The organism is Streptococcus sp. 4886 (assembly GCF_013276485.1).
Classification (GTDB): domain Bacteria; phylum Bacillota; class Bacilli; order Lactobacillales; family Streptococcaceae; genus Streptococcus.
Window position 1 is genome coordinate 146,532 of record NZ_VMLD01000014.1, and the last position, 12,305, is coordinate 158,836.

The 12,305-nt window shown below is 36.4% G+C and carries 7 protein-coding genes; 1 reads left to right on the forward strand and 6 read right to left on the reverse strand.

Translation table 11 applies throughout. The annotated features are described in order from the left end of the window. Positions 1–144: 144 nt before the first annotated feature. Genes HT679_RS07290 through HT679_RS07305 form a run of 4 tightly spaced genes read right to left on the reverse strand, consistent with a single transcriptional unit; the run spans position 145 to position 3,955 of the window. Positions 145–2,199 carry a cation:proton antiporter gene (locus HT679_RS07290; protein WP_173213839.1) on the reverse strand — a complete coding sequence of 685 codons (2,055 nt, stop codon included), beginning with the start codon at positions 2,197–2,199 and terminating at the stop codon, positions 145–147. An 11-nt stretch (positions 2,200–2,210) separates the two neighbouring features. Further along, complete coding sequence (locus tag HT679_RS07295) at positions 2,211–2,465, reverse strand: hypothetical protein (protein WP_173213842.1); 255 nt, start codon at positions 2,463–2,465, stop codon at positions 2,211–2,213. Beyond that, complete coding sequence (locus HT679_RS07300; protein ID WP_173213844.1) at positions 2,458–3,015, reverse strand: class I SAM-dependent methyltransferase; 558 nt, start codon at positions 3,013–3,015, stop codon at positions 2,458–2,460. Before HT679_RS07300 ends, HT679_RS07295 begins: the two co-directional genes overlap by 8 nt. Beyond that, positions 2,999–3,955: a TIGR01212 family radical SAM protein gene (locus HT679_RS07305; protein WP_173213846.1), complete on the reverse strand. Its 957-nt coding sequence runs from the start codon at positions 3,953–3,955 to the stop codon at positions 2,999–3,001. Before HT679_RS07305 ends, HT679_RS07300 begins: the two co-directional genes overlap by 17 nt. Positions 3,956–4,046: 91 nt before the next feature. Between HT679_RS07305 and HT679_RS07310 the strand changes: the two genes are divergently transcribed. Continuing rightward, positions 4,047–4,406: a DUF3397 domain-containing protein gene (locus HT679_RS07310; protein WP_173213848.1), complete on the forward strand. Its 360-nt coding sequence runs from the start codon at positions 4,047–4,049 to the stop codon at positions 4,404–4,406. A 239-nt stretch (positions 4,407–4,645) separates the two neighbouring features. On the opposite strand, the gene HT679_RS07315 is transcribed toward HT679_RS07310, so the two are convergent. Next, positions 4,646–4,954: a hypothetical protein gene (locus HT679_RS07315; RefSeq protein WP_173213850.1), complete on the reverse strand. Its 309-nt coding sequence runs from the start codon at positions 4,952–4,954 to the stop codon at positions 4,646–4,648. A 490-nt stretch (positions 4,955–5,444) separates the two neighbouring features. After that, on the reverse strand, positions 5,445–12,110 hold the full coding sequence (locus tag HT679_RS07320; RefSeq protein ID WP_173213852.1) for a S8 family serine peptidase: 6,666 nt from the start codon (positions 12,108–12,110) through the stop codon (positions 5,445–5,447). Positions 12,111–12,305: the final 195 nt, after the last annotated feature.

Here is a 12,305-nt window from a genome sequence, read left to right on the forward strand (position 1 = left end):
CCCTGCTTTGAGGTTGTAGATGAAACTGACGAAGTCAGCTCAAAACACTGTTTTGAGGTTGTGGATAGAACTGACGAAGTCAGTAACCATACCTACGGTAAGGCGACGCTGACGTGGTTTGAAGAGACTTTCGAAGAGTATTAACTAATTTCTTCTTACTAATTCCACCATATCATAAGGCAGGGTATTGGCAGCTTCCTTCAGAGAATAGTTCTCTAAGTTATTGACATTTTGTCGTAACTTCTTGGCATACTTGGTCGTAATCAATCGTTTTTCTTCGTATTCGAAAATCAACTTGCGCTCCAGATAATATCCTCTCAGCATTTCATCGATATTGTTGGGCTTGACGCGATTGATAACCCGTTCGACAAAGGCACCACTGCTGATAATAGCTGTTTCACGAAGACGAGACTCCTGCATAAAACTAATCAAAGAGCGTCTATAGACTCCCTTCAGGTTTTCCAAACTTTCAATAATCATCTCTGTATTAGCAAGATAGAGCTCTGCTATTTGGTCATAATCAAGAGCACGGAGACGGCTTTGCTCCTTGTCCTTCCAGCTACGGAAGGTCTTTCCGAGAGTAAAAACTTCATGCAGGAGAAAACGTAAAATCCTCAAGGAAACAAGAAAATAATAGGTCAGTCTTGACGCAAACTTACGATTGATTCCTCGTTCTATGTTTTTCAGATAACGTTGGTAAACTCGGTAAGCACGATTGCTAATGTTCCCCTCTTCATAGGCCTGTTCCAATCCATCACTTTCAATACTAAGAATCAAGAGTTTCAAAGCAGCCCAGTCTTCTTGAGCCCCCTTATTTTCTTGACTCAGGATGAGATTTTCAATACGTCCATGGTAATTGTCAATAGCCGCATAGAGAGGGAGCTTATTTCTCGTGCCTTCCAACTCTTTTTCCAACTCTAGCGTTACTTCATTCAAAATGGCAATATGCATGAGATAATCCTTGCTTTCTTCCTCTTCATCAGAAAGATGAGGCAAGACCACGAGGCCTGTTAAAAAACTGACAAGCGTCACACCTGCGACAAGGAAAAGTAAGAGAGGATACTCCTGCTCTAAATTACTTGGTATCAGAAGAATTGTAGCAATCGACACGGTTCCCTTAACACCTGAGAAGGTCAAGAGAAGCATATCCTTCATATACTTATTTAGCTTTTTCTTGAGACGTCTAGTCCTATAGGCATAATAGCCATAGATCATGACAAAACGAATAGCAAAGAGGACAAAGGTAAGAGCGACAAGAGATCCCAATAAAAGTAAGGGATTATAGATTGGATTGGTCAAGATAGGTTCTGCTATCATTTCCAACTCCATCCCTAAAATCACAAAGACAGAACCGTTGAGCATAAAGTTCACTGTATGCCAGACCGTCTCGGTCACCGTATCCACTTGGGCTTCGAGGAGCGTAATTTTCTTAAAACGGCTTGCCTTTAAAATCCCAGCAACTACAACGGCAATAATCCCAGAAACGTGTACTTCTTCTGCCAGAAAGAAGGTCACCAGAGGCAAACTCAATTCTAATAAAAGCTCACTGGCAATATCCGTTGCTCGCACACTTAGCAAGAAGCTATGGAGGAAACGGTTGGTCATGGCTGTTAAAAAGCCAATCAAAAAACCGCCTAGAATTGAAAAGATGAGCGAACTGCTAGCTTGCCCAAGGGAAAAGGCTCCAGTTGTCCAAGCTGTCAAAGCTACCTGAAAAGCCACCAAACCAGAAGCATCATTCAAGAGTCCTTCACCTTTAAGAATATTGGACACGCGCTTAGGAAAGCTAAAACGCTCCGAAAGAGAGGCAAAGGCCACCAAATCCGTAGGCCCAAGTGCCGCCCCAACAGCCAAGCAAGCCGCCAAGGGAAGACTGAGCCAAAGAAGATGGGCCAAGCCACCCAAACTCAGGGTCGAGATGAAAATCACTGGAAATATGAGATAAACAATGATTCGCCAGTGTTTTAAAATAGCTGTAATATCCGCTTCTTCCGACTCTCGAAAAAGCAAGGGCCCGATAACCAGGGCCAAAAACAACTCTGTATTGAGATGAAAGTCGGTATTGGGTAAAAAGAGACCAATCACGATTCCCAAAAGAATCTGCACCAAAGGGAGAGGCAAAAAGGGCAGGAGCTTATTGGTGGTACTTGAGACAATCAAAACCAGTAAAAATAGGATGAGGTAAATCAGTAATTCCACGCACGTCCTCCTTAATCTTTTTTACAACAGGATTCAAATATCTCCTTCTGCTCTTTGATTTTTTGGTCAATCGTGGAACAATCCTTGTGCTCAATTTTTCTCTGGCACCGTTCCATCTCAAGAGCAACTAATTTTTTCTTGATTTTAAGCATTTTTTTGCTCATATGCGCTTGGTCTAACACTCCCACCGCTCGTTCGTGGTGGGTTGATTCAACAAAATTCTGGCGCATGGCATCCAGCTTTTCACGTAGGTATTGTTTATCCATGTCTATATCTCTCTAATTTTTCAATCATCACTAAAAATGGTGGGTTGTTGACTTGGTTTAAAGTTCTGTAAATGGTAGCTGTAAACTCCTGTTGGTTCAACTGGCTAACAAAATCCAAGACAGCATCCCTCTCGAGGTCGCCTCCTTCATGACCATAGTAGATCATAATAGCAATCCGTCCCCCTTTGACAAGTAAGCTACACAGCTTTTCTAAAGCTTCAATCGTTGTCTGAGGTTGGGTAATGACTGACTTATCAGCCGACGGCAGATAGCCCAGATTAAAAATCCCTGCCTTGGCTTCTGTTACAAACTGATCCAGTGTCTCATGACCTTGCAAGATCAACTGGGCATTTGTCAGGCCAGCCTGGTCCAAACGCTCCTTGGTCTTTTCCAAGGCTTGTGCCTGAATATCAAAGGCATAGACTTTCTTGGCTAATTTGGCTAGAAAAAGGGTATCGTGGCCATTTCCCATTGTCGCATCCACAACGATATCCTCTTTTGTCACGACTTCAGCCAAAAAATCATGTGCCATCTCAAGTGGTCTTTTCATTTTTAAACTCCTGTTTTACAGCCTTGCATCCTTGAACACTTCCACGACGTCGCATTTCAGTTTCAATAGCATTTAGCACTTCCCATTTATTGAGGCTCCACATAGGCCCAATCAGCATATCTCTAGGTGCATCTCCTGTGATTCGATGGATGACGATATGCTTGGGAATGATTTCCAGTTGATCACAGATGACCTTGACATATTCGTCCTGGCTCATCAGTTGTAAACGTCCCTCGTGGTAATCTCGTTGCATACGCGTATTGGTCATCAAGTGAAGCAAATGCAGTTTAATTCCTTGAATATCATTATCCGTGACACAGCGGCGGACATTTTCAATCATCATTTCATGTGTTTCGCCAGGAAGTCCATTGATCAAATGGGAAACAATCTCAATCTTGGGATACTTTCTCAAACGCTTGACCGTTTCCACATATAATTCATAGGAATGGGCGCGGTTAATCAGATCAGAGGTTGTTTCATAAGTAGTCTGCAAGCCCAATTCTACCGTCACATGCATGCGCTCCGACAACTCAGCCAAATACTCGATAGTTTCGTCTGGTAAACAGTCTGGGCGCGTTCCAATATTGATTCCTACTACACCTGGCTCATTGATAGCCTGCTCATAGCGCTCTCGGATGACTTCCACCTTTTCATGGGTGTTGGTAAAATTTTGAAAATAAACCAGATACTTCTGAACATCCGGCCACTTACGATGCATAAAGTCAATTTCCTTATAAAATTGCTCACGGATAGGCGCGTCCGGTGCTACGATAGCATCTCCAGAACCTGAAACCGTACAAAAAGTACAGCCTCCATGAGCCACAGTCCCATCACGATTGGGACAGTCAAACCCCGCATCAATAGGGACTTTAAAGGTCTTTTCTCCAAATAGTTTTCGATAATAATCATTCAAAGTATTATAAGATTTCATAACTTTCATTATAACAAAAATCACCCACAATCTCAAAAGCCTGACTTTCCTATAAATTCCTCTGTTTCTCGTTTCCATTAGCCATTTTTTATGATACAATATGGATATGATTTTAATGAAATTAGCATCTATTTTATTATTGATACTGACCTTAGTAGTCTGCATTATCATAACCAAACTTTTTAGATTAAAAAAACTAGGACGAAACTTTGCGGATTTGGCTTTTCCAGTCTTGGTATTTGAATATTACCTGATCACAGCTAAAACCTTTACCCATAATTTCCTCCCTAGACTGGGCCTAGCCCTCTCAGTCCTAGCCATTATTCTCGTCTTTTTCTTCCTTTTTAAAAAACGCAGCTTTTACTATCCTAAATTCATCAAATTCTTCTGGCGTGCAGGATTCTTATTAACCCTTTTCATGTATATCGAGATGATTGTTGAATTGATGGCTCAGAAATAAAAAACTAAATCGAAAACACCTCAATCAAACTGAAATACAGTGATTGAAGTGTTTTTCTTTATATCTTTTTTAATAATTCTTATACTCAATAAAAATCAAAAAGCAAACTAGGAGGCTAGCCGCAGGTTGCTAAAAGCACTGCTTTTAGGTTGTAGATAGAACTGACGAAGTCAGCTCAAAACACTGTTTTGAGGTTGCAGATGGAAGCTGACGTGGTTTGAAGAGATTTTCGAAGAGTATTATTTTCCTTCTTTATTAGGAAAGAGGTAACCAATACCTACACAAGCCAGCACGCCTGCTCCAATCACCAAGCCACTTGAAATTGGCAAAAGGTCCAAAATTGCATTTGCGATGATAAAGGCAATAATGAAGCACATCAGACTAGCCTTGTAATCCTTTTTTAAAAGATTCTCTAGAGTGAAAAAGAGGAACAAGCCTACCGGAATCAGTGACCAGAGATTGACATCTAAACTTGGCCAGCCAACAGAACCAAAATACACTACTGTCGCTGCTGCTACTAAAAATACAATCCCTAATAATTTTTTCATTTTGATCTCCGATTTCTTTTTTAGGAACTTTAGTTATCTGATAGTGAGGCCTCACGTCTCTTACAAAAATCATTATAGCAGAGGTCAGTTTCAAGAACAAGGTCTTTTGCCTATCTGGTCTTTATCTCGGTCTAAATGGTTCAATAATAGCGATAAAATAAGGAAGCAGGTGAAAAACTTCCTTCCAAATAAAAAGGAATTAAGCAACCAAACGCTACTTAATTCCTTGAAATTATCTCATCACCTCTATTAGCCTTTAAATTTTGATAGACTCTATTTTCTAATCAATGTGACCAATATTGTCAATACTAACCCTTTCAATCAATTCATTAGTTGTCGAAACTAAGTCTATTAATAAATCCAAAAAGAGTATCAATAGTAAAGTAAACTAAATAATTGAGTTATAAATGGCTATTTTCACAAAACTGTTTCATCATCACACTATCTCAGTACATAAACCATTTTTTCATCTATAGCTTTTGTCTTCATCTTAATCTTTTTTCTTTAATCCAAGAAATGTGCCTACGGTAAACAGTATTCCAGCAACGAATAATGTAAAGACTCCGCTAACTGTTCCGGTTTTTGGTGACTTATTAAGATTGTTAGTAGTTAATTTGCTATCGATATTGGTGTCTTTATTGGCTATGTTCTCTGGTTCATTAGGATAAACTTCAGTCTTATTTTCAAAGTTTTTATCATTTCTATCAGGAACTGTAGCTTTGACATCCTTAGTTAAATCAGATCTTTGACTTTCATCTAATTGACTATAATTTACTTGTACAGGAATTGTAGCTGTGACACCATCAGTTGAATCAGATTTGTGTGAATGATTTTCTCTTTGGAAATCCTCTTTTCTGTGACTTTCATCTAATTGATTATGATTTACTTGTACAGGAACTGTAGCTTTGACACCTTCAGTTGAATCAGATTTATGGGAATGATTTTCCCTTTGTAAATCCTCTTTTCTGTGACTTTCATCTAATTGATTATGATTTACTTGCACCTTATTTTTCTTTTTGGATACATCAAAAGTAGGTTTATTTTCTTCCTCCTTTTTCTCCTCTATTTTCTTGAATACAGGTTTTATAAAGGTATCTTTTGATAAATTAAGAACATAGCCAGCATCTTTTTTCCCTTCGAAACCAGCAATTTCCCAACCATCAAATTGATAGCCTTTTTCTAATTTACCCTTATAGACAGGTAAAATGAAATCTTCTTCCGACACTATCTTAGAACTCATTTCTTTTCCATTTTGCATGGTCACAGTTACCGTATGAGGTTTTAGTTCTCTTACCTCTCCCGTATCTTTGTTTAAAATGAATTCTTTTACAGTTGTATTTCTTGCAAAATCTTTTACAAGAATCTTAATGTTTAGTGTCTTATCTGTTAGTTGTTTAATATCATCAAATGATGTGTATTCTTTTCCATTTACATAAATATGTTTGTCTTGAATCTCACCATTGAATCCATTATCTCTTTTATCATTGATATTAAAGACTACAGATTTTCCGTTAGCATATTCGATACTTGTATTTCCCTTGGGATCAATGTTTACTTCTGGTTTAACATTATCATATAAAAATTGATAGTGTACTCCAACCGCTTTCGCATTCAAATTGCTATAGCCAGTTTGAAGATAAACATTTCCATCCATATCTGTTACCTTATCTGGAAATCCGTTTGCTTTATAATCTTTCATCCCCCAGTCCATGATGTCACCGTCTTTAACATTAAGCTTAACGTTAAAATCTCTAGTGTTATCAATGTGTAAATCTCCGTAGATTAAATAATTATCTACAACCGATTCATTAACTCTCAATTCCCAGTTAAAACCACCCTTATCAGAAATCTTACCTCTTAAATAAAATTCTGGATTTCGTACATAAATTTTATTAGATTTAGATGGATTAAAGTAGTTCTTATTCATTGAAAGGTTTACTGGTTTGGTATCAATAAATAACATGGAGCCATCTTCTTTTATAGCTTCTACATTAGAATATTCCTCCCCATGATACTCTTTATTATCTTTACCAAATAATACAAGTTTAGAGGAATCTGTCACAAGATTTCCATCTTTATCGATTGCCTCCCCTTTATCATTCATGTTAAAGGTAAACACTTGATATCTTACAATGTTAAAGCCATCCAAAGCCGACATTAATACTGATTGAGTGCTTCTTCCATCTTTAACATTTCTACTATCAGCATAAATTATTTTTTCTGAAAGGACTCTTAGATTAGGATTGGCCTTTTGTATTTTTGCTATATCTTCATTGCTATAGACTCCATTTCCTTCTAACATATCCGTTTTTCCAGGATTATAGGTAGTCACTTTTAGTGCATAGCCTTTTCTCAGAATGATATTATCCTTTAATAGATATTGTTGTTTTTCTGAATCAGAATAGATTTTACCAGATTCCATTTCAGTTAAATTGTTTGGTTTGTTTTTTGAAAGATCACCTTCTCCTAATTCTATTACATTCCCATAACTTGATGCATAGGGATATTCTGTTTTAGTTTCCCTATTTTTTTCAGGCATTCTAATTTTAGTTTTAGCTTTTGTTTTACCCTTATCTTTTACAAGGATATTCATATCACCCGTAAAGGATAGACCATCGACTACATCATTTGTATTTGCAAATAAGTCAAAGGTTAGAGTTTTAGTTTGTGGGTCGTATTTACTTGCCTTAATTTCTATTAATTTGAAGCCATTGCCATAGTAAGCCTTAGCATTTTTGGATACATTACTTACTTTTCCAAGAATTTCAAAATGTCCATCCTTTGATGGGCTTAATACACCACCAAGCTTTGATTTAACATCATCAAGTTTCTCAGTCTCATATTCTAGAGCACTTCCATCCACATAGGCAGTTATATTTCCCTTAGTATCATATTGATAATCAAGCTCTACTTTTCTTTTTCCGCCATTTACAAAGTCTTCTTCTTCCTTATATTTCTTTTTAATTAGTTTCTTTAGGTCTTTATTTTCAAAGTTTCTTACAGTAGAGATTTCTTTGTCTAACTCTAGAGTTGAAGGTCCCTCTATAGGTTTTTCTTCAACAGTCTCTTTCTTTTCTTCTACGTTATTTGAGGCTTCTGGACTTTGGGCATTTTTAAGTTTATCTTCAGAAATTTCCCCTAGTTTTTTGTAAGAAGAAGCATCTTTGTCAGGATCTACTAGGTAATAAGAAATCATTCCATTTTTGTCAGCCTTATCAGCAAATTTAATTCTATGGATTTTGGTAAAGTTGCTTGCGCCATCTAGGGCGATTACTTCGATGATTTTTCCTCTTAAATTTCCTGCTCCGCTAATTTCGTAGATGGTATTTCCGTCTTTGTCAAGTTTCCTATTTCTTCCTTCACCCTCTCCGGCGTAAGTTACATCAAGATTTTTCTCAACATCTCCATACTTATCGACAAGAGCTGCACCTGCATACCATACTTCGTTGGCTACTTCTTCAAATTTCTCAGGATGTTCTTTTTGGTCTCTAGCAAACAAGGTTTCGTGTTTGTACTCATCCTTTACCTTGTGGTAGGTATCTTTTGCAATCAATTTAATTTTATCTGGATTAGAAAAATCAATTGAAATAATTCTTGGAGCTGTATTATCAATTTTTACTGGTATATAAGAAACCTGCCATGGATAATCCTTGGTTAATCTATATTTGAATTTATAGAAATATTGACCTTCCGCAATCGGTTCAAATTGACCTCTTATCCTAGTAGCAGGATCTTGATTATCCTTACTTTCTGGTGCATTTTCTTCTCTACCTCTAGGATTATAGATGAGTCCATCCCACTTCAAGTCACCCCAAACTTTTAGTTTAGATGATTTGATTCCCTTTGCATCATTGCTTTTAGAATTTAAAATTCCTCTAATAAAGTGTTCTCTCGAAATGACTTTTAAGTCTCTTTGATTTTCTCCCTCTTTATTTATATTTACTATTGAAATCAATCCTTCTTCTGCACTTCTTAATACAAGTGGAGAAGGTGTTAATCCTCTTTCTAGTGAAACACTTTGTGGTTCTCCCTTTGAGTCAAGTGGATATACCCTAGCAACATTAGATCCACTAGTGGATTCTGCATGAATACCTTGGTTGTTAAAGGCAAATAAGTCTGGGTCTTGGTCTAGTGATGTAATATTTTTATCTTTTCTGTTTTGAATAATAGCTGCTGGATTAAATTTATCTATACCATGTTCTCCACCAATACCTTTGTTCAAGGTTCCAGGAATTTTCGGTTTACCATCATCATCATAACCTTCCATTGTTTTTGATTTTGATCCTTCTTCCCAAGCCCATTTATCAAGGATTGGTTCGTGGTTCCAATTCCCAGCAAATCCCATTAGAGGCATCGACAAAGAAGGTTGGAAGTTTATTTTCTTCCCGTTAGAGTTTAGAGCTTCCATTTCTTCCACTGACTCAAAATGAATAAATGATTCTACAAATTTATTTTTGTCTTTAGCCTCTCCAACATTTATAACCGCATTCAAATCAAAGCTAGAATTTGCGCCTATAGTGAAAGTATCATGCTCAAATGTGATATTTGCTCCTTTGATTTTTTCTGGATGGATTTCTGGAACAATTTGCTTCCCATCTGGAGATTTTTCATCTTTATATGTTTCATCCAGTTTTAATCTGTCAGTTAGAGAATCTGTAGTTATCGCTGATGCTGAAACTTTAAAGGTTAAAGGTCTGTCTGATGTATTGTGAAGCTTAACTGTAAAATATTTTTCTTCTCCTTTTATTTCTTTAAGAGAAATAGAACCATAAGAGTTTACCAAACCTTTAGAATCCTTGTTTTTGAAAGTCGCTACAACTTCATTTCTCAAAGCATTGGCAACATTAATTAGCCCTGCTCCCTGTTGTCTAGGTGATGCAAAGTATTGGCTTTTTTCTTTCCAAGACGTTGCGTCCATCATAGGTCGCGCAGTATTTTGTAAAGCAATTTTTGTAAGACTTGTAAGGTCTATTTTGTCATCTCCCTCAAGATTTTTCAATACAGGTCTTTCAAGCATTTCCTTTAACTTAGGTCTAATCAAAACAGTAGAAGCTGCTACGATTGGAGTTGCCATACTAGTTCCTGACATATAGCCATAAGTTGATTTCCCATTAATGACATTGAGAGTAGATTTAATGTTTTTACCAGGTGCTGAAACATCGGGTTTTAAAAGTAAATCTACTCTTGGCCCCCAAGATGTGGATCCTGCTGGAACGATGATATCTTCTTTATAGAGTTCTTTGTCTGTGTCAGGTGCAAACTTAAAGTCAATCTCTTTTTCGTCACCTACATTCGGTTTGTTGGAATTAAAACTTTCCATATCAATTGGATAGTATTGCTCCAATTTATCTTTAAAATCTTCTTTATTATTTCTTTTGACTTCAGTTTTTTTATCAGGATTAATCATGTTCCATAGCTTTACACCATCATCTCCTGAAATTGAAAACACTTGACTTTTAGTAGCTTCATCCGCTTCATATCCCATAGCTGGAAGCTCTGTCCAATTATCTCTATTGTAGTAATTGACAGTATTTACAACCATAATGGCGCGTGCGCCCTTATCCGTAGCTTTTTTAAAAGCATTTTTTAAATCCTTTGTATAAATTCTATCCATTACTGCAATTTTGCCCTTAAGATTCAAACCTATCAACTCTTGGTCTTGTCCCTTGCCTATATATACAAATTTCAATTTATCAGGAGCTTTTGAACCATCTTCATTTGTTGTGATTTTATTCTTATCGAAAAAGGCCCCTATATTTCTGTATTTAAAACTTTTTCCTCCAATCTTAACTTTATCAAACTCAACTGTTTGATTTTTAGCAGATGCAACCGCTATCGCATCTTCATGTGCTGCTGTTCGCGTTACATTTCCAGTGTCGGTCATTTTCAGATGATTATTTGCCACTAAATCCCAAGAAGAACTTGAAGCAGAAGTCGCATAGTTACCCGTAGCTACAACCATTGGAATGCCTGCTTTTCTTAATGCTCTAATAGCTTGCCAATATTTCTCACCTACAAGACCTGTTCCTGTAAAACCAGATGATACCGAAACAACATCAACGTTGTGTTTGATAGAATCTTCAATAGCATGAAACATTGTTTCATCCCCTGCGAACCCAGATCCTGCGTCAGAGTACATTTTATAAGAGAAGATCTGTGCATTAGGTGCAATTCCATCTATTCCATTAAAGTTCTTGATGTCTTTTTCAGTATCATTTCCCGCAAGAATCCCTGCAATATGCATTCCATGTGGATCAAAATAATCACTTCCATCATCAGCTTTTTCTACAGTTATTTTACCACCATTATAATAATTGAAAGCATGAGGAATCTTATCACTCAACCAGAAATTTTTATCAGTACCTTTTAAGTCTTCTTTTTTAAATCTCATTGAGTCTTTAGCATCATCATCAATCCTCATGGCCTTATGCCTATAATCTGTCCCGGTATCGATATTTGAAATGACCATACCTCTACCATCAAAGTTTTTCCCAAATTGAGCATTAATGGCCTTTAGGTAATCGATAGCCTCCTCAACTCCAATTTCCTTTCGGGCATGATTCATCATGGGTTGGAGTTTTTGTGACCGTTCAACCGATGAAATACCTTCTATTAGTTTAATTTTATCCAGATTATCTGGAGTTGTTTCTATTGAAACACCATTAAAAATCGTATTATAGGTATATAAAACGTTTGTATCCTTAAGATTGGATAATTCCTTGATTGCTTTTTCTCCAGATTCTTTATCTTTAAATTCAGCAATATAGACAAGTTTATCCTCTTTTTTGGGACTTTCTGGGTCTTTACTTGCAGACGAGTCCGCTTTATCTTCTTTGGATTGATTGGAATCTTCTTTGATTTTTTCTTCTTCATTGCTAGTTTTGTTATCTATCACAGATTCTTTACTAACAACTTCTTTTTCCTCAATAACCGTTGTTTTCTTCTCTTCAGTATCTTTTGAAGTTTCTATAGCATTATGAATATTTTCATGTTTTTCTTTATTTTCTGCTTCCTTATCTACTACTACTTTTTCTGTATCAGAGATATTTAAAGCATCTTCAGAGCTAGATGTGTCTGCTAAAACTACCTCATTAGGGACATATGCTGCTAAAATAACTGCAGCTGTGGTTAATGACAATACTGTACTTTTTTTCATTTTAATTCCTTACATATTTATTTAAATTCCAATAGATAGTAAACTTTAACTTTGCTAGCCTTTGTTATAAAAAGTTTTACTAAGTATTATCTAGGAAATAGAGTAGTACATTTATATATAATTGTTAGCTCTCCATAAAAATAGTATATCATTTAAAAAATTTAAGTCAAGAAAAATTAAGGATGGTTAATTTTA

Excerpts from the sequence above, each read along its gene's own strand:
- HT679_RS07300 (WP_173213844.1), bottom strand. The coding sequence starts at position 3,015 with ATGAAAAGACCACTTGAGATGGCACATGATTTTTTGGCTGAAGTCGTG.
- HT679_RS07320 (WP_173213852.1), bottom strand. The coding sequence starts at position 12,110 with ATGAAAAAAAGTACAGTATTGTCATTAACCACAGCTGCAGTTATTTTA.
- HT679_RS07315 (WP_173213850.1), bottom strand. The coding sequence starts at position 4,954 with ATGAAAAAATTATTAGGGATTGTATTTTTAGTAGCAGCAGCGACAGTA.
- HT679_RS07310 (WP_173213848.1), top strand. The coding sequence starts at position 4,047 with ATGGATATGATTTTAATGAAATTAGCATCTATTTTATTATTGATACTG.
- HT679_RS07305 (WP_173213846.1), bottom strand. The coding sequence starts at position 3,955 with ATGAAAGTTATGAAATCTTATAATACTTTGAATGATTATTATCGAAAA.
- HT679_RS07295 (WP_173213842.1), bottom strand. The coding sequence starts at position 2,465 with ATGGATAAACAATACCTACGTGAAAAGCTGGATGCCATGCGCCAGAAT.